The sequence below is a fragment of the Rudanella paleaurantiibacter genome (assembly GCF_009184635.1).
Lineage (GTDB): Bacteria > Bacteroidota > Bacteroidia > Cytophagales > Spirosomataceae > Rudanella > Rudanella paleaurantiibacter.
The window spans coordinates 216,539-232,192 of sequence record NZ_WELI01000005.1 but is presented as its reverse complement, the minus strand read 5'-3'; the positions used below and the strand labels follow the sequence as shown (position 1 = coordinate 232,192).

Annotated in this window: 23 protein-coding genes; 8 read left to right on the top strand and 15 right to left on the bottom strand. The window is 49.4% G+C overall.

What is annotated here, in order from left to right; genetic code table 11:
- Positions 1-92 precede the first annotated feature (92 nt).
- Together F5984_RS13155 and F5984_RS13150 are read left to right on the top strand one after the other, a co-directional pair.
- The gene (locus F5984_RS13155; RefSeq protein ID WP_152124732.1) at positions 93-518 is read left to right on the top strand and encodes a response regulator; all 426 of its coding nucleotides are present in this window, start codon (positions 93-95) and stop codon (positions 516-518) included.
- 220 nt (positions 519-738) lie between these two features.
- On the top strand, positions 739-1,299 hold the full coding sequence (locus F5984_RS13150) for a hypothetical protein (RefSeq protein WP_152124731.1): 561 nt from the start codon (positions 739-741) through the stop codon (positions 1,297-1,299).
- Positions 1,300-1,456: 157 nt separating this feature from the next.
- On the opposite strand, the gene F5984_RS13145 is transcribed toward F5984_RS13150, so the two are convergent.
- From F5984_RS13145 to F5984_RS13100, 11 genes are all read right to left on the bottom strand, one after another.
- Positions 1,457-1,759, bottom strand: coding sequence for a hypothetical protein (locus F5984_RS13145; protein ID WP_152124730.1), 303 nt, complete (start codon positions 1,757-1,759; stop codon positions 1,457-1,459).
- 554 nt (positions 1,760-2,313) lie between these two features.
- The gene (locus tag F5984_RS13140; protein WP_152124729.1) at positions 2,314-3,666 is read right to left on the bottom strand and encodes a replicative DNA helicase; all 1,353 of its coding nucleotides are present in this window, start codon (positions 3,664-3,666) and stop codon (positions 2,314-2,316) included.
- Positions 3,663-3,824, bottom strand: a complete 162-nt coding sequence (locus F5984_RS26545; RefSeq protein ID WP_185155507.1) for a hypothetical protein — start codon at positions 3,822-3,824, stop codon at positions 3,663-3,665. The genes F5984_RS13140 and F5984_RS26545 overlap by 4 nt, the downstream gene beginning before the upstream one ends.
- 3 nt (positions 3,825-3,827) lie before the next feature.
- Positions 3,828-4,688, bottom strand: coding sequence for a DUF4373 domain-containing protein (locus tag F5984_RS13135; protein ID WP_152124728.1), 861 nt, complete (start codon positions 4,686-4,688; stop codon positions 3,828-3,830).
- An 83-nt stretch (positions 4,689-4,771) separates the two neighbouring features.
- Positions 4,772-4,981 (bottom strand): hypothetical protein, encoded by a 210-nt coding sequence (locus F5984_RS13130; protein ID WP_152124727.1) that lies wholly within the window; start codon positions 4,979-4,981, stop codon positions 4,772-4,774.
- 183 nt (positions 4,982-5,164) lie between these two features.
- Positions 5,165-5,626, bottom strand: a complete 462-nt coding sequence (locus F5984_RS13125; RefSeq protein WP_152124726.1) for a hypothetical protein — start codon at positions 5,624-5,626, stop codon at positions 5,165-5,167.
- Between the two features lie 178 nt (positions 5,627-5,804).
- Complete coding sequence (locus F5984_RS13120; protein WP_152124725.1) at positions 5,805-6,146, bottom strand: hypothetical protein; 342 nt, start codon at positions 6,144-6,146, stop codon at positions 5,805-5,807.
- A 1-nt stretch (position 6,147) separates the two neighbouring features.
- Entirely contained in the window at positions 6,148-6,717 is a 570-nt protein-coding gene (locus tag F5984_RS13115) for a hypothetical protein (protein ID WP_152124724.1), read from the bottom strand.
- Positions 6,718-6,789: 72 nt separating this feature from the next.
- The gene (locus F5984_RS13110; RefSeq protein ID WP_152124723.1) at positions 6,790-7,080 is read right to left on the bottom strand and encodes a helix-turn-helix domain-containing protein; all 291 of its coding nucleotides are present in this window, start codon (positions 7,078-7,080) and stop codon (positions 6,790-6,792) included.
- Positions 7,080-7,856: a phage antirepressor KilAC domain-containing protein gene (locus F5984_RS13105; RefSeq protein ID WP_185155506.1), complete on the bottom strand. Its 777-nt coding sequence runs from the start codon at positions 7,854-7,856 to the stop codon at positions 7,080-7,082. Before F5984_RS13105 ends, F5984_RS13110 begins: the two co-directional genes overlap by 1 nt.
- Before the next feature lie 37 nt (positions 7,857-7,893).
- Positions 7,894-8,121, bottom strand: a complete 228-nt coding sequence (locus tag F5984_RS13100) for a hypothetical protein (protein ID WP_152124721.1) — start codon at positions 8,119-8,121, stop codon at positions 7,894-7,896.
- A gap of 161 nt (positions 8,122-8,282) precedes the next feature.
- Between F5984_RS13100 and F5984_RS13095 the strand changes: the two genes are divergently transcribed.
- Both F5984_RS13095 and F5984_RS13090 read left to right on the top strand, forming a co-directional pair.
- Complete coding sequence (locus F5984_RS13095) at positions 8,283-9,155, top strand: LexA family transcriptional regulator (protein ID WP_185155505.1); 873 nt, start codon at positions 8,283-8,285, stop codon at positions 9,153-9,155.
- Between the two features lie 30 nt (positions 9,156-9,185).
- Positions 9,186-9,707 (top strand): hypothetical protein, encoded by a 522-nt coding sequence (locus F5984_RS13090; protein WP_152124719.1) that lies wholly within the window; start codon positions 9,186-9,188, stop codon positions 9,705-9,707.
- Here the strand turns inward: F5984_RS13090 and F5984_RS26910 are convergent.
- Positions 9,688-9,819, bottom strand: coding sequence for a hypothetical protein (locus tag F5984_RS26910; protein ID WP_262884511.1), 132 nt, complete (start codon positions 9,817-9,819; stop codon positions 9,688-9,690). The two genes, F5984_RS13090 and F5984_RS26910, sit on opposite strands and share 20 nt — an antisense overlap.
- Positions 9,820-9,856: 37 nt before the next feature.
- On the opposite strand from F5984_RS26910, the gene F5984_RS13085 reads away from it, so the two are divergent.
- The 4 genes from F5984_RS13085 (at position 9,857) to F5984_RS13070 (ending at position 12,586) form a co-directional block, all read left to right on the top strand.
- A complete protein-coding gene (locus F5984_RS13085; RefSeq protein WP_152124718.1) occupies positions 9,857-10,207 on the top strand; it encodes a hypothetical protein in 351 nt (116 codons plus the stop codon).
- A gap of 283 nt (positions 10,208-10,490) precedes the next feature.
- The gene (locus F5984_RS13080) at positions 10,491-10,772 is read left to right on the top strand and encodes a hypothetical protein (protein ID WP_019986496.1); all 282 of its coding nucleotides are present in this window, start codon (positions 10,491-10,493) and stop codon (positions 10,770-10,772) included.
- Between the two features lie 385 nt (positions 10,773-11,157).
- Positions 11,158-11,982, top strand: a complete 825-nt coding sequence (locus F5984_RS13075; protein ID WP_185155504.1) for a DUF4747 family protein — start codon at positions 11,158-11,160, stop codon at positions 11,980-11,982.
- A complete protein-coding gene (locus F5984_RS13070) occupies positions 11,972-12,586 on the top strand; it encodes a hypothetical protein (protein WP_152124716.1) in 615 nt (204 codons plus the stop codon). Before F5984_RS13075 ends, F5984_RS13070 begins: the two co-directional genes overlap by 11 nt.
- Before the next feature lie 155 nt (positions 12,587-12,741).
- On the opposite strand, the gene F5984_RS13065 is transcribed toward F5984_RS13070, so the two are convergent.
- The 3 genes from F5984_RS13065 to F5984_RS13055 all read right to left on the bottom strand — a co-directional run bounded on the left by F5984_RS13065 (position 12,742) and on the right by F5984_RS13055 (position 15,565).
- The gene (locus tag F5984_RS13065; RefSeq protein WP_152124715.1) at positions 12,742-14,163 is read right to left on the bottom strand and encodes a tyrosine-type recombinase/integrase; all 1,422 of its coding nucleotides are present in this window, start codon (positions 14,161-14,163) and stop codon (positions 12,742-12,744) included.
- Between the two features lie 127 nt (positions 14,164-14,290).
- On the bottom strand, positions 14,291-14,521 hold the full coding sequence (locus F5984_RS13060) for a putative signal transducing protein (RefSeq protein ID WP_019986500.1): 231 nt from the start codon (positions 14,519-14,521) through the stop codon (positions 14,291-14,293).
- A 57-nt stretch (positions 14,522-14,578) separates the two neighbouring features.
- Complete coding sequence (locus F5984_RS13055; RefSeq protein WP_152124714.1) at positions 14,579-15,565, bottom strand: CPBP family intramembrane glutamic endopeptidase; 987 nt, start codon at positions 15,563-15,565, stop codon at positions 14,579-14,581.
- Positions 15,566-15,654 lie beyond the last annotated feature (89 nt).

Genomic DNA, 15,654 nt, shown 5'->3' with positions numbered 1-15,654 from the left:
CAAATCCGTCATCGAAGGTGAAGACGGATTTCTTCATTACAAGCAGGTGAACTACTGGTGATTCTCTTTCCAGATCGATTGTAAGTAAAGATATGGCTACCAAGCCCCAACTGCGTATTCTGTTGGTTGATGACGACGTTGATACCGTGCATGTCGTCAGGTATACCCTGCAAAAAGTTGATCCGGCTACGGTCCTGGATGTAGCGGGGAGCCGGGAAGAGTTAATTACCCATCTGGAAAGGGCTGTCAAGCCTTATTATAACCTGCTGTTACTGGACTTGATGCTGGAGGGCGAGATGAATGGGCTTGCGCTGGTGGATTTGATTCGGAGTTATCCGAATACCCGGCTGATGCCCATCATTGCGCTGTCGTTTCGGGATGATCATCAAACAGTACAGGCGTCGTATCAAAGAAGGGTTAACTCGTACCTACAGAAACCCGAAACGCTGGAGGAGTGGGAGCGGGTGATGCTGGCTCTGACCAACTACTGGAAAGTATCAGCTTTACCCTCCGAATGATTCAGAAACTTGACTAGGCTACCCTGTATGATGGGTTGCCTTTGTGGCAATAAGGATAAGTTAAAATGAAAAAAGGGATAAATCCCGACTTCTTTGAGGTCGGGGTTTTTTGTTTAACATATCTGTGTACCAGGGGGAACCGATTGGGTAGTATTTTTAAGATCAAACCTTTATATTGAAATAAGTAAATACCTTGTAAATAAAAACCAAACCATTAACTATGAAACCTTTACTAACCTTAATGCTGATGCTGCTCATTGGACTTTCCAAAGCATATTCTCAAGCGGTAATTGATCCCTACACGCTGGATTATTCGAATCCAAATTGTAGCCTGACGCCCGAGCAACAGGTGGCTGTTTACAACGATGGGCGAAACAGAGGGGTCGGCTTACGAAACTACCTGCGCGGCCAATACGCCCATTTGGCTGAAACTACGTATGGTTACCAGTGGGGACCCGTGTACACACAAGAAACCGTTTTGGTATCAAAAGGAATGGTGTACCAGTCGTCAGGGTATTTGGATTCGGGGTATTACTATTATGAGCTTATTGTACCCCAAACAATGTATCATTTCGATTACAAATTCTCTGGTACCGGGATCATTAGCACGAATGAAAACATCTTGACCAGCTTCATTTTAAGTGATCCAGCCGTTCAGAACAACATACAAAATATTATTGATGGTAATTTCCCACCCTACAACATACAGTGCCCGGCCTACAAAGCGGCTCTGCTGGATGGATTTGCGGCCGGTATTACGGGGTTAACAGTTTCGCCGTAGAGCCAGTAATTGCCAGGGTATTCGTGACCAGCGGTTTGCTGTAAAGCAACATATTTATAACCCCTGCACCCGACATAGTTCGATGTCGGGTGCAGGGGTTATTTTTCGTTAACCATCTCTACTCTTTCCGGAGTCGCTTTGCCATTTGGAGCGGTATTTAATTTTGTCGTTTCTTCAAGTTGTTTTCATGAATTAGCTTTACGGCTTCTGACATCGGAAAATCGGACCATTGCTCTGGCCGAGCCAAAAATATCTGTAAGATACCAGCATGTGAATCAGGATAAACCGGGTGAGGTATCATCTTCACATAGGGAATATTGGCGATGATATAGGTCTGCCCCTCAACGACAATCTCGCCCCCGTAGGGTGTATGGGGTTGGTCTTGGTTGGGTATATCTTCTCCGATCTGAATGGTCTGTTCTCGGGAAGGGTCAGTGTAAAGTAGGTATCGTAAAATCATATAGTTTGAATAGTGAGCTAAAGATGGCGATCAGTTATCATTCCCGGAGGGTAATCGGATGCCTTTACGCTCATACAAGGTTTGCAGCTCATTGACTAAATGCATACCCACCCCTCTAAGCTGCATGAATGCTGCAAGGGTCAAACCATTTCGAGTACAGTCGAGCAGGGAGAAGGGTTCTTCTGGGTTAGGGGCATAATTCAACCGGAGTTTGTGATAGAGACGGGCGGATGCCTCGTCTTTGCGTAGCGGTAAATCGGCTGACGCAGGAGATTCTTGCACCGGGGATTTTTTAAACAAAGATAGTGTCTTGAACCTCTCCAGGGCATCGCCCTCTACCGTTTCGGTACGATCATCGTAGACTAATATTACTCTCTGTAGATCACCCATATTGTTTTTTAATGCAAATTAAATGGTTTTCATAAATACTGTAAATTGGATAGGAAAGCTCCTATCAGTTGATAGTACGACTCTTGAAGTTTTTTCTGGATTATAGCGCGAAGTTGCTCAACTCCTGCTATTGATGTGGTTTGTTTGAGTTTTTCTATTAATGATCAAAAAGCCGATGGTTCACGGTCTGCCATTCGGTTAGTGGGGAGGTCGAGCCAGAATAAGATTGATTCGCCCTGTTTATGGGTAGAGCCATTGCGGTTCTTGGCAACAATGTTCTCCAGCTCATTCTCCCGGCTGAATGATCCGGCCTCCGCGTAGTAGGAATCTCGGTACTGAAAAATGATGTTGTCGGCGTCCTGCTCCAGATCGCCCGACTCCTTCAGGTCGGATTTGACCGGCCGCTTATCTTCGCGTTTATCAACATCCCGGCTCAGCTGAGCCAGTGCCACAATTGGTATTTTGAGGTCTTTACTCAGCAGCTTGAGCCCTCGGCTCACTTTACCAGTCATCTCGCGCCGGTTGGGGGCCTTCGCTTCAATGAGTTGTAGGTAGTCAATGAAGACCACCCGAACCCCATGTTTACGAACATGTCGTTTTATCTCGGTCTTCAGACTATCCAGATCATACACATCATCCCGCACGTAAAGGGGGGATTGTCCGATCTGATCAGCTACCGCAAACACCCGTTGTAAATCGAGTGGCCGGTCGGCGGATAAACCAGAAAGAATCTCGGCGTTTTTGTAGTGTGTACCCATGGCCAGAAATCGGCGGGCAAGCTGGTCGTTAGACATCTCCAGCGAAAAGATGGCCGTCGGTATCTGCTGAACATAGGCGATGTTGTAAGCCATTTGGCAGAGCTGGGCCGTTTTTCCCATAGCTGGCCGCCCGGCCAGTATGGTGAGCGTAGCCGGGTGCAGCCCTTTGAGATAGGCGTCGAGTTGATGTAGTCCGGTACGAATCCCTGTGATGGCATCGCCTCGGATGCCTGCTTCTTCTACTTCTTTGGAAACACGCTCCAGTGCTTTTGAAAATGGTTCTCCCTTTAATTCCAATAGCCGACCCTGATAGGTTTCTAACTGGGTGCCGACCTGATCCATCACTTTCAGGGGGTCGGCTCCAGGCAACTGGAGTTGAGTAAGCGCACTGACAAAGACCCGCTGCATACTGGCGCACATGGCCTGCTCGATCAGTAAAAAGCAGTGATGGGAGAGGGCTCCGGTTACCCGGTCACTAAAGTCAGTTAGTTCCAGCAGAATGTCGAGCCAGTTGCGCTGGAGGTCGCCGGTCTTGCTCATGTCGGAATGGTTACCGTACTTCTGGAGAAGGTAGTTGTTGACGGCGATAACGTCGGGCTCCGTGCCGGCACGACTCAGAGTGCAGACAGCCTCGTACACTCGCTGGTAATCGGGGACACTGAATATTTCGGGCTTTTTGAGAATGGCCATTACTTCCTCATTGGCCCCGATCACGGTAAGGCATTGGTTCAGTATGGTTTTTTCCAGCAGCAAGCTCATAAGTAACGTTTTAAAAGGGCTTCAACGGTTTTGATTCGTTTTTCGGGTTGGTCCCGGAGGGGTGAGGTTAATTGCAGGGCATGCACTACGGTAGCCTCAAATTCGGGGGGGCGAATGCTCAGACTGGGCGTTGGCCGGAGTTTCTTGTATGGCTTCATGGGTTAATCAGGTTTGGCATCGTGCCGGGCCCTGGGCGAAGCGCCCGACTTTTTGCCGGAATGCATTTTCTTGATTTCGGCAATGATGGCATTGTAGCGTTCGTTGAGCTGCGGAATGCCGTGGAACTGATAGTAGGGCCCCAACTGGCTGCAATTTTTGAGAATCGTCAAGAGGGATTTGAGCAGGTCATCGTCTGTAGGCTCGCTTTTGCGGGTGGAGGTATATGAGGCCTTGAGTTTATCGCCCAGCTGTTGGGCGTGTTTGGCGTCTTTAGCAGTCCAGTAGTAGCCCTGGACTTCCTTCTCAACCAGTCCCCGTATTTTGTGGGTTAGCGAGTACTCTTTGGGTTCATCAGAACCGCAAGCGCCATCCGGCGCAGAAGAAGTATTCTTTCCTTTTAGAGATACGTTAGTATCTCTTTCCTTTTGTGCACTTTTCCGGGCGGAATTGTCCGGTTTTCCAGCGGATAACTCGTTTTCTGGCTTAGAATCGGCCTCAGACTTGCGTAAACGCTCTTTTTGCCGGAGTGCAGAAACCTTGTCGATACGTTTTTGGATGCCGTTTGAGGTTAGTTTTTGCTCGTTCTCAAAGGTCATTCGGTCGAAAAGATCGATTTCCAACATGGTATCGACCATTTTCCGCAGGTTTTCCGCAGGTATTCCGAGGGTTTTTCCGAGGGTTTTCCAGCGGAAAACTACCGACATATCGAGTTTTCCATCTTCCTGTTGATAGCAGTACTGCAGTAGACGGACATAAACGCCGAAGCCTTCCATACCGTGTTCGGCTTCGAGCATCAGGATCTTGTCGTCCATTTGACAATCGAGAGGAAAGTACTCCAGCCCAACTTTTTTAGGTCTTGCCATGAGGGTTCGTGTAATCAGAGGTGGGCAGAATAAGCCCCCCCAGCGCGTCGTACACTGGGGGGAAAGTGATAGGGCATAGCATCTCAGTACATGACTGTACCAATCGGATTAATCTGTACGTGCACCGGATTTAGTACCAAGTTGGGCTCTGAACGGTGAATCTTCTGGGCATCTCCGAGCAAGTCGTCAAGCATTTCATAGTACAGGCAGCTATCTGGTACGTTTGCACCACCCGTGGCCGCATCGGGGTTTTGCACTGCCGTCAGAAACCACCCCCGAAGGGTTTGTCGCATCTTTTCGATGTCATCTGGATTGCTGAGAACATCCCAGATGTTAAGGTTTGGGGAGAGGCAAGCCGGGTGAAACGGACCTTTATAGTCGTTGTGAGACTCGGATTGAGTAGATGGGTTATTTGCGATTTGTGGCATGACTGTTAGTGATTTGGTGCCCGTAGGCAAGTGAGAAGAAATGATGGCTTAGAAGTTGTGGTATTTAAGCCGGTGTTTGGCGGCTCGATCCTTTTTGAACTCTTCAAGCTTTTGCTCAGATAGCTCGAAGTGGTGGGGATCTCTGAGTTGCCGAGCTACTCGCATGTTGTGTCTGTTCGCATCGTCCATGGCCTCGATGATGGTGTAGAGGAGACTTTTGGTTTCGCACAACTGGTCTCTCGTTTCAAGGGCATAAGAAGACCAATCGGGGTCGGCCTGGGCATCCATCAGGTTCTCGATCAATGTCTCCTGATAGTCGAGCAAGGCTTGAACCACGAGGAAGGCACTTGATCCACCGTCTCCACCAACCAGACCGAGAGACAGATCAAACATCGTCTTAAGCTCAGGGACTGGGTTGGTTGGTGATTCCTGATCCTGGCTTTCTTTAGAAGTCTTCATTGTGGCCTTATTGAAGCCGATGTGTGATTCAGCTGAAGCTATTGCAGTCATGACGTTTATTTCGATTGGAATAAAGATGGATTTGAACGAAGTTTATTAGGGTCGCCAACAACGGCCTGGTACCGTCTGATTGTGTAGCCCAGAGCTACCAGCAAAAGCAGCAGAATGAGGAGGTGGATGAAGTCAGCACCCCAGCCTTGGGGGCGGTTCTGACCGGGCTGGGGGTAGTTCATAGGCCCATCTCGTTCCAGAATGCGTGATGTTTCATCAGGTCTTGGACTGTTACAAACAGGCGAACCCGGCCGCTACTTTGGTCAATGCTAAGTAGTGTGCAGGGGAACGCACCCCACCAATCACCGTATATTGAGAATTGAATCATCAAGCCGGTGAAGGGGCCGTAGTCGATACTGTCGATCTGGGTCTGGGTGCGGGTCAGCTTGTCGAGCAGGGCTTTGTAGGTCTGCCGACAGTCGAGGGGGAGAGCGGGCCCCTCGTGCTGAGGGGCTGCTTCTACGAGCATCAGGCCGGGCTCCGGGGCGTGTGCGATGGCGTAGGGGGCGGGCGTAAACATCTTACAGGATGGTGGCTTTGATGATGTCCTGAGCGATGCGCACGGGCGGGTAATCGCGTACGGCCTCACCGGTTTGTTCGTCTACTCGTACCCGGCCTTCATGAGGGCAGGTGTCGAGGTAGCGTTCGTGAACTTTGCGGGCTGCGGTGGCATTGCCAACAACCTCGTTCAATTCGTTCCAATGGGCGTTGTTGGCATAGTCATAGCGGACGTATTCGGATGCGACCAGCTTTACCCCGTGGCGGGTGACACCATCGCGGCCGTAGATCATCACCTCAGCGGTGGCTTTGCCCTTGGCGCTCTTTTCGAGCGTTTCGGCGAAGTAGCGGAGTTTAGCGGCCATCGCGGTCAGAGCGGTCGTGTCGAAGCCCTCGGCATCGGCGTATTCGGGCAGAAACCCGGCTGCGGCCGTGAGCTGGCTTTTGTTCATGTAGGCCAACAGGTGCAGGGCCGTGTAACCGGCTTGTTCGGGTGTCATCTCGCCGATAGGCATGCTGAGGGGCAGCGTGGCGACCGGTACGCCGGAGCGGCCCGGCGTAGCGGGTACTTGCTTGGTTGGATTAGCTTCCATAGCTTTGCGGTGTTAAAAATGGTTTTTGAGTGAACTATAGGCCCTGGCTACTGCAATAGCCGGGGTTTTCTTTTATCGGGTGTGGCGATTGACCCGGCGCTGGGCCAGCCACGCATCGACTTCATTTTTGAGAAACAGAATGCTCTTACCGGAGCCGTAGCAGGGCAGACCCCGACGGCGGTATTCGAGCAGCTGGCGGTCAGACACGCGCAGGTACTGGAGTACCTCCTGGCGGTTCATAGGCCTGCGGGCCTCGGCCTCGGTCAGCCGCTGGGCGTAAGTGTCGATCAGGCCCTCCATCGTGGCCACCAACTGCGGTAGCTGCGTAAGGGCATCGAAGGGGTTGGGGGATGGCTCGCTCATTAGGCGTTGGCTGTAAGTTGATTAGCGGGGGTAGCCGTGAATGCTGGGTTCAGAAGCGAGTGGATAAACTGCCGACCAGCTTCGGTCCAAACCAGATTGTGTTCGGTGCGTGGGGTACCATCGCTGCCTGTCCGGTAAAAGGTGGAAAGCTTGGCGTATCCTTTGCCGTTGTAGGCGCGGGTCAGATTCCAGATTCCCGATTGCTTATACTGAATCCCTTTTTCTGCCAGAATCCGGTTAAGGGCTTGCGCTGTATAACCCAGCTCCTGAGCAATCTTGGTAGTCGTAAGGGTTGATTCGCTCAGTAGCACCTTTTGAGCATACTCAGCCTGGGGCTTCAATTCGGCATTCTCGAATACAAGAGCCTGCTTTTCTTTCTGCTCACGAATCCACTGCTCGGCGCGTTGAATCGGGTCTTCAATCTGGTAGGAGGGAAGGGCGCGCGGTTGCTCGTTGGCTTTGTCAATGGTTTTTACTACTAAGTCTTCGGCCCAGTCTCGAAACCGTTTGGCTCGTTCGGATTTGATCAAAAAGCCCAGCCTAACGACTCCCTTTTTCGTCCACCACGTATCTGCCTGATTTCCTACCGCGTTGCAGTTTGCAACGCTGACAAAGTGCTTCCCTTCGAGCAACTCATCTGAGTTGCGGGACTTATGGGAACGGATAGCTTCGGGGGTCACTCCAAAACCAGCAGCAACCTCGGCCGTCGTAATGGCCCATTCATGTACCTGATGGGCGCGAACATTGAGTGTAACGTCGTCAAATTGGAGTTGCATGGCACACAGTTGTGATAATTGTGATAAATGGCACAGGTTAGGGCAAAAAAATTTCAGCATGCTCTTCTCGCTGCTGGTCACGTGCCTGTTCAAGCTTCTTCAGGGCTTTGTTTAGTCGCATCATTGTGGACTCTCTTGGGTGGGTTGTTCCGCTTAGTATTGTCCTAAGACGTTGATCTGTAACGCCTAATTCCTTACTAACAGCGCCATAGCCTCCTTCAATGCCCTTAACGCGTTTGCGTAAGTCTTTGAAATTGTACTTCATAGCCTTGTTAATTACCGTTTGTCCGTTAAATTGCCATTATTACAAACGTTGTTAAACCGTTTGTGGAAACATTGTGAACAAAGGTAGCGATATATTGGGATATTTGTCAACAGGACACTCAACATTTTTTTTCAATGCTATCTACACATTCGACATTATCCATGGCAAAACCACTGACGCCTGAGCAAATAAGGGCGGCCAGTCGGCTCCAGACTGTCTTTGCCCAAAAGAATTGGAATCAAACTGAGATCGCTGAAAAGCTGGGATATGAGCGTTCTATTGTGAACAAGTATATCAACGCGAAGCAGGCTGTTTCAGAAAGTTTCCTCCGAAAAATGGAGGATTTATATCACCTGTCCAGTCGATTTATTTTGGAAGGTGTCGGGCCAACCTTTTTGAATAGGGTTAAACCCGGTCATACTTTCTACGGTGGAAGCTTCCCTTTGGGGGAAAGCATTCTGGCGGAAAAAAATCCGGCTGTTGTTGCCCGTGATGAAGCAAAGCCAATCGCTGTCGTAAACGAAGGAGATGTTGCCTTTAATTGGGCCGGTAGTGAATTCAGAGAACTGAGTGATGGTCGGGTGTTAATGACCATTCCCCTCGTTGACGAGTTTGCCCAGGCTGGCTATCTGGCTGGTTGGAAAGACCCAGAATTTATTGAAGAATTGCCGAAACATTCAATTGTAGTTGCCAAACGCCATACTGGTAAATACCGGGCTTTTGAGGTGGTGGGCGACAGTATGGATAGCGACCGACGCGATGCGATTTGTGCTGGAGATATTGTGGTGGGGCGGAGTATAGACAAAACCCTTTGGAACACGAAGTTTCATTTGCACCGCTTCAAGGATTACCTGATCGTGCATCAAGACGGGGTAATCATTAAGCGTATCACGGCCCACAACGTAGAAGAGGGAATCATTACCTGTGCTTCAACCAACCCTGATAAAGAGGCCTACCCTGATTTTGAAGTTCGCTTGTCAGAGGTATATGAGATTTATAATATCGTATCTGTGGAGCGTAAATGGAAAGCGTAATGTAGATTTTAAAATACTTGATTGATCTCTATGTTAAAAGAGCTACTCATTCTCTTTCTGGTTTTTGGTATCATCGACGCGTCGGTTGCACAAGATCCGGCCTACCCTGATCCAAATCAAAGCCGTGAGCGGGTTCGGCCTGCGGGCGACTCTGAGCCATTTAAGGGTGCTAATACAATTACCTTGATTAGTGGTGCCGACAATCTATTTACGACTGTAGGTCAGATTCTGACCGAAGAAGGGTACACCGTAAAAGCTGATCGTGAATTTGGCTCAATTGTTACCGATGAGCGGTCAGCACCAAATAACCCCCAGCATGGTATGGTAATTAAGGCTTTTGTGAAGAATAATACCATCCGAATGAGCGCTACTATCCAGCCACATATGTCCTTTTCGTACGCTGGGGTAACGACCTCTGGGACTCCTATTCCAGCCGAATACCGGAATACCAATATGACGGTTCATCGTATCGTGTTCCTTGAGTTAGACCGTGTAGCTCGTTTGATAGCTGATGCGGTAGCTGCACAAAAGCTTACGTATTCGGTTCGGTAAGCCACCGGTACCAAACATAGATATTGAGGCACAGCAGGGCTCCTAACAGGATTAGCCATTGCAGGGTGCGCCAGAGCTGACCCCAGATCGAGAGGTCTCGGAAATGTTTCATGGGAGTAATGATATAGACAGTATAACCCGACCACACTATGAAATTCTTTTTACCGGCCGCCAGCGATGAAGAGCAAGCCGAACGAGTGTACGGGCAAATTAAGGAGTTTGTCCGATCTCAGGGGCATCAGATTTCCGATGCACGAATCTATTCGATAACCTTCAACCGAAATGGTCGTACAGAAACCGACACCGTGGGGGAGATAGCGCCCTCTAACGGGGAGCATGTGGTGGCCATATTCAACGCCAAAGATTTATACCTGGTCTGCACGTATAGCCGAGGGGTAGCAATGGGTGGGCCTATGCTAACAGGGGCTTATCAGATACAGCAGTTGGTCTTGTTTGACTCTCCAGAGCCTGAAGCCGCTCCACATAATGGGAGTCAATAAAGGGGTTGCTGCCAAATGCTTCTTCTTTTGACGTTTCGCTCGCCGTTACGGGCTCCCGGCCGGCTTCGCTTGGGGTATGGTGTCGTTGGGCCGTCTCCATTGTTCTAAACAGTTTCGTTCCCGGTAAATAACGGTGCCGAGGTTTGTGTCGAGTGGATAATTCGAACCAAAGGCAATAGGCATCTACATAATCAAAATACACCCCGTGGTTTTCCGGTCATAAATACGGGAATTTTCCCGTTGTAACCGTTTTGTTTATTCGCGTTTTTGGGCACAAAAACACATGAACACGAAGATTGTTCTCGCGCTTATACTGATCGCTGGTCTGGCTTTCTATGCATACGCAAAGGTTGAGCCCCAGGCTGCTCCGGCCGTTCGGTGGCAATACAAGATCTGGGGCTATGAATTACGGGCTGGTCACGGGCCCTCGCAGGAAGAGTATGAGCTTAACCGCTTGGGCCAACAGGGCTGGGAGATGGTGAACTTCATTAACGAAGAACAGCCCGGTGGGCCTGCTGGTCGGCGCGTTTATCATGTTTACCATTTCAAACGAATGGCACCTTGAGTTTATACGTCTATCCTGAAAGCTCTCAATTCCATTGATAAGAACTCCTCTTTTAGATCGAATGAAAAATAACGACGATTAATTTGAAATCTAGACTACATCCTCAGAATCAGAGTAAAGATCGTAGTTAAGATTTTAGTCCCTTCTTGATTAGTGGATATGTGCGTTCGAGGCAGTAACCGTTGCTTAAGATTGTATCAACGAAGCATAAATTTCCCCTCTTATAGCGCAAACCCTTTGATACGAAGCTTTTTGACTGATAACCCAGAGTTGCTTTTTTTAACCATTAAACCAGGCATTAATTGCCGCTGATTTTCTTCAACTTATTATGGCGTTTTTAACAAAAGAAAAACTAAAGAGAAAGAGACCTCTTCCGTTTACATATATGATCCTCAATATTAAACTCATTTCAGACACGCGAAAGGGGGAGGAGGCATATAAAGAAATTATGCGGGACATCTACGAAGGTAAAATTATAGAAGATATAGGTAGAGGAAAGCGTGCTTTTTTAAGGACGATGAATCCAGAGTCTATAGGATCAGAAGAGTTTTACTACGGGAAGATCACCCGGTTTTCAAACTTGGAAAATAACAAATGGGTGAATATTAACACACGGGAAATAGCTGATATGGATATTGAAAATGGGCTATACCCTAATCGGCAAGAGACAGATTATGTATTTATCCCACAAGCTCACCGCTTTGCCGTAAAACTATCACCAGAATTTACTGTTAAAAATGCCCAAGATTTTTTCACAAAAGCCATAAAAAATGTATTGCGCCCTGGTGAAGATTTTGCGGTTATTATACAGCAGTCAAAGGATGTTTATGATGAGATTTATCGAGCTAAATCTGTGGAGAAACTCTTCATTAGTGTGTCATACACAAATTCTGATGATATAGGGGATGCAGCTGCAGAATGGTTGGACCAGCAGCTGAAGGAATCAAACATAATGGTCGCTGATTTTTCTTTCGAATCTGAAAAACACGATACGATAAATTTACAAACCACTCTCATCAAAGGGGGGTTAGATTTAGCAGTCGAGAATGGTGAAGTTGAGGCTAAAATCAGAGACGAAAGAGGTCGGGCAAAGAAGATTATCACTAAGAACCACCCTGAGAGAATTAAGTCAGTTGCGCCGAATGAAGATCAACTAAAAAATGTTATATTTATGGAGGTAAAACAACGATACAGAAGCAATGACGAATGAACTTGAGCAAATTAGAAAAGATCATCCTTTTGGGTTCAAGGGGATTTTCTACTCTTACGATTACAACGAGATAAGAGAGTCAAAACCATTTTGGTTGAGTATACTGTGCTCAGTTATACTGCTGATAATGACTTATTTCTTTGAAAAACAATATTACGATGTGGTTCTTCTCTTGGCTACTCAGATTATTGCAATTTTTCCAAATTTGCTTGGCTTCAATTTAGGCGGGTATGCGTTGATTGTTGGGTTTGGTAACAGTGATCTACTTCAATCCATGACTCGGAAAAGTCCAAAAAAGAGCACGTCAATTTTTCAACAACTGAGTGGTATTTTCGCCTTTGCGATTCTCATTCAGATAGGCGCATTCATAAGTGCATTTTTTGTCAACTTTGTTATTCAACTAAAATTTGATCCTTGTGAAAGGCTCCTTGCCAATTCGGTCAATATTGTCGTTACATCCGTTTTGTCGTTTCTTGGATTATGGGGGCTTTTTATCATTCCAAATCTAGTCTCTAATGTATTTACGTTCGGTCAGATGCATCACTTTTCACTAACAATGAAACGAATGGAAGCAGAGAAAAGGAAAGCTGCTCAGAGGCATTGATTGGTGTAATTCATCTTACAGGATTGTGTTTTTATGTTAAAGTAAAGACCGAGTCTCTAGTTTGATAACAAGCTTTTGACTGGTTAGTAATAAGTATGTACTGTTTGTTGTCAGGCATTAAGTTCAGCGTAGTTTCGGCGTTTAAGTAGTTTGATTTAAACTTCATAAACCGCCGAAGCTGCGCTGTCCAGGCTCTCCTGATCCAGATCATCAAAGTAGCCCTCGGTCGTTTTAAACGTCGAGTGGCCCAGCAGGTCGCGGGCGTCGGTGGGGCCGATGCGTTTGTCGACTTTCATGGCCCGACGTACCTTATCGGCCAGTGAGTGACGGGCGGAGTGCATCTTCAGCCGCACGTCTTCGGGTAAGCCCAGCTCCTTCCAGCCGATGTCGTGTAGCTTCTGGTTGAGGTTGCTGGCAATGGTCCGGACGGTGTTGGTCAACTGGTCGGCCAAGGCTTCGGGCAGGGCCCGGATCTGCTGGCGGGTGCGGGCCTTGGCGTAGGGGGCTTGCGGGTCGAGAAAGGGCAACAGGTACTCGGTAGGGCTCGCCCCTTTGCGCCAGATAACAGCCAGGTGAGCCTGCGCGGTTTTTGATAGCGGAATCCGAATCCACTTCCCGTTTTTAAGCATTTGGTATGCCAGCCGAACGGGGAGGCCGCCTTCGTCGCACTCGTACCACTCGTACCGCGACCGGATCAGGTCGCCGATCCGCATGCCGGCTTGATAGTAACAGGCCAGATAGCACCAACGGGCCCAGCCCTCCACGGCCGGAATCAGCCCCGGCCCGACTGGATAACGGCCCCGGCGGGCGGCTCCTTTCTCCCAGAGTACCCATTCGTCGGGGCGCAGGGCGTCGAGGTCTTTCTCCCGAAGTCGCTGGATCGTGCGTTTTTCCTCCGTCAGGGCGTCTACGTGGACGAAGGGGCTGACCGTCATGCGGGCTTTTTTGGCAACGCCCTGCTCACCCAGTAGATCGTGATAGGCAGCCCGGAAGGCAAACAGAGCATTATTGACCGACGAAGGTTTGTTACCGCTCGCCGTCATATGCCGTTGAAAGCCTCGTATAAGTTCAGGGGTCAAAGCCGCCTGGGGCATCTGCACGCCCTCGGGCCGGGTTTTCAGATACCCTTCGAAGTTGCGAATGTGGTCAAGCCGGTTCTGCCGGGTAGCAGGGGAAATCTGGGTGCCTCGGCTGCGGACAGCCTGTCGCATCAGATCGAGTAGGGGAGCGCCCCCGGCTGCCCGTTGATCGGCGGGGAGTTTCGCCAGTTGACGAAACCGGTCTGTGCATTGCCGGGGCGTGATGGCCGGATTTTCACTCTGCCAGCTCTCGACCTGCTCACGCACGCGTTTGAGGGCCACTTCAATGTCGCTGTTGAGACTGGCATGATCAGGATGAGACGTACGTACCCAGAACCCGTATTTCTTCTTCGTATTCCAGTCCCGTTTAGGCAACGCAATCGCCGTAGTGGTTCGGCCCATCGCTTCGCCGGGCTGGTAGATACGAATTCGTACCCGGTACAGCCCGTCACGGCCAGGGGCGTCGGCCAACTCGACATCGAACGTGGTCTTCTTCATCGCTATCCTCTTCAGATAGCAAGATACGACCTACTGAAAAATTACTGAAACTATTTGTTCGGAAATGGGTGAAATGTCCGACAAATACCGGAAAAGAAAAACGGTGATAAACGGCTCCACAGCGGATTTATTCGAGATCTTCGGGCGGAGAATCGTTAAATTCAGCAGAAACTAACAATTTGGCAATGATAGCGTGTTCTGTCGGAACATACACATCTACACTGCCGAAAGGTGGGTAACTACTACTCTTTTTATTTACTACGACGGCCTCAATATCGTGCTCCGCCAGCAGGGCTTTGGCCAGTTCTGCACGGTAGGGCAGGGGCGTGTTGAGGACTTTTTCCCAGTTTTCGATCATGGATTGTTGGGGCGTCAGAGGCAAGGGTGGATAAAAAACAATAGAAGAAAATCCTGTCTAACGTCTACTATCCAGCGTCTCTGACTGGTTGGACTGACGAAAATAATACATTAATCCCAGACACAGTGCCAGAGAAAACAGGGCGGCCGATACCGGAACCGACTGAGTGTCTTCAATGTCGAGGGAAACCACCTGACGCTGGCGCAGATACACCATCACTACGGTAAACCCATTATTGACGAAATGGGCCAAAATAGGAACCCAGATGTTGCCCGACCACACGTACAGATACCCAAACAGGGCACCCAGCAGCAACCGGGGGAAGAAACCGTAAAATTGCATGTGAATGGCGCTGAACACGGCAGCCGCCAGCCAGATACCGAGGTGTGGGTTGCCGCCCAGCCAGTCGATGAACCGCCGTTGCAGCACCCCCCGGAACAGAACCTCTTCGCCGATAGCGGGCAACACGGCAATCACCAACAGGGCAATAATCAGTTGCGCGGGTGTATCGAATCGGGTCAGGTATTTGGTAAGCTCGCCCAGTTCGTCTTCTTTGGCCCGCATCCAGCGCTCCAGAGGGGCCAGCGTTTCGGGCAACTGAAGGGCCTGGTTCCATTCGATGATGAGGCCGTTTAGTGGCATAAACGCAATCACCAGAATGGCTACGATGCTAAGCCCACCTACGGCGTGAAGCGGCCGTAGCTGAAAGTCGGCTACGCGCCGTTGCTCAAACAGGGTCCAGTATACCAGCGCAGGCACCAGAAACGTAAATACGTGGCTAATGGCCTGAATCAGCATGATGGTGTTCCAGGCACCAGGGTAACGCGTTGGGCTGGTAAGCAGGGCTGTCAGGTCGGGCGTGGTCGTATTGCCCGATAGCAAGCCCACCAGAAAAGCGGCACCCATAGCCAGCAGGGCCCCTACGGTGGTACCCAGCAGGATGGTGCCTACCAGGATCAACAGGCTGGAAAAAGCCGACCGTTCGGGACGACGACCGCCTGACCAATCGGCCGAATGCGACGTGGGGGTAGAATCTGTTAGCATAATCGTCGTAAATTTACGGGGCTTTCCGCTTCCTGCCTAAACTTATAAATTGGACAGGATGTTGGATACTGGACCTTAGATACAGGACA

What these genes read in the sequence shown, in the direction of transcription:
- F5984_RS13155 (WP_152124732.1), top strand. Translation starts at nt 93, where the DNA reads ATGGCTACCAAGCCCCAACTGCGTATTCTGTTGGTTGATGACGACGTT.
- F5984_RS13150 (WP_152124731.1), top strand. Translation starts at nt 739, where the DNA reads ATGAAACCTTTACTAACCTTAATGCTGATGCTGCTCATTGGACTTTCC.
- F5984_RS13145 (WP_152124730.1), bottom strand. Translation starts at nt 1,759, where the DNA reads ATGATTTTACGATACCTACTTTACACTGACCCTTCCCGAGAACAGACC.
- F5984_RS13140 (WP_152124729.1), bottom strand. Translation starts at nt 3,666, where the DNA reads ATGAGCTTGCTGCTGGAAAAAACCATACTGAACCAATGCCTTACCGTG.
- F5984_RS26545 (WP_185155507.1), bottom strand. Translation starts at nt 3,824, where the DNA reads ATGAAGCCATACAAGAAACTCCGGCCAACGCCCAGTCTGAGCATTCGC.
- F5984_RS13135 (WP_152124728.1), bottom strand. Translation starts at nt 4,688, where the DNA reads ATGGCAAGACCTAAAAAAGTTGGGCTGGAGTACTTTCCTCTCGATTGT.
- F5984_RS13130 (WP_152124727.1), bottom strand. Translation starts at nt 4,981, where the DNA reads ATGCGACAAACCCTTCGGGGGTGGTTTCTGACGGCAGTGCAAAACCCC.
- F5984_RS13125 (WP_152124726.1), bottom strand. Translation starts at nt 5,626, where the DNA reads ATGACTGCAATAGCTTCAGCTGAATCACACATCGGCTTCAATAAGGCC.
- F5984_RS13120 (WP_152124725.1), bottom strand. Translation starts at nt 6,146, where the DNA reads ATGTTTACGCCCGCCCCCTACGCCATCGCACACGCCCCGGAGCCCGGC.
- F5984_RS13115 (WP_152124724.1), bottom strand. Translation starts at nt 6,717, where the DNA reads ATGGAAGCTAATCCAACCAAGCAAGTACCCGCTACGCCGGGCCGCTCC.
- F5984_RS13110 (WP_152124723.1), bottom strand. Translation starts at nt 7,080, where the DNA reads ATGAGCGAGCCATCCCCCAACCCCTTCGATGCCCTTACGCAGCTACCG.
- F5984_RS13105 (WP_185155506.1), bottom strand. Translation starts at nt 7,856, where the DNA reads ATGCAACTCCAATTTGACGACGTTACACTCAATGTTCGCGCCCATCAG.
- F5984_RS13100 (WP_152124721.1), bottom strand. Translation starts at nt 8,121, where the DNA reads ATGAAGTACAATTTCAAAGACTTACGCAAACGCGTTAAGGGCATTGAA.
- F5984_RS13095 (WP_185155505.1), top strand. Translation starts at nt 8,283, where the DNA reads ATGGCAAAACCACTGACGCCTGAGCAAATAAGGGCGGCCAGTCGGCTC.
- F5984_RS13090 (WP_152124719.1), top strand. Translation starts at nt 9,186, where the DNA reads ATGTTAAAAGAGCTACTCATTCTCTTTCTGGTTTTTGGTATCATCGAC.
- F5984_RS26910 (WP_262884511.1), bottom strand. Translation starts at nt 9,819, where the DNA reads ATGAAACATTTCCGAGACCTCTCGATCTGGGGTCAGCTCTGGCGCACC.
- F5984_RS13085 (WP_152124718.1), top strand. Translation starts at nt 9,857, where the DNA reads ATGAAATTCTTTTTACCGGCCGCCAGCGATGAAGAGCAAGCCGAACGA.
- F5984_RS13080 (WP_019986496.1), top strand. Translation starts at nt 10,491, where the DNA reads ATGAACACGAAGATTGTTCTCGCGCTTATACTGATCGCTGGTCTGGCT.
- F5984_RS13075 (WP_185155504.1), top strand. Translation starts at nt 11,158, where the DNA reads ATGATCCTCAATATTAAACTCATTTCAGACACGCGAAAGGGGGAGGAG.
- F5984_RS13070 (WP_152124716.1), top strand. Translation starts at nt 11,972, where the DNA reads ATGACGAATGAACTTGAGCAAATTAGAAAAGATCATCCTTTTGGGTTC.
- F5984_RS13065 (WP_152124715.1), bottom strand. Translation starts at nt 14,163, where the DNA reads ATGAAGAAGACCACGTTCGATGTCGAGTTGGCCGACGCCCCTGGCCGT.
- F5984_RS13060 (WP_019986500.1), bottom strand. Translation starts at nt 14,521, where the DNA reads ATGATCGAAAACTGGGAAAAAGTCCTCAACACGCCCCTGCCCTACCGT.
- F5984_RS13055 (WP_152124714.1), bottom strand. Translation starts at nt 15,565, where the DNA reads ATGCTAACAGATTCTACCCCCACGTCGCATTCGGCCGATTGGTCAGGC.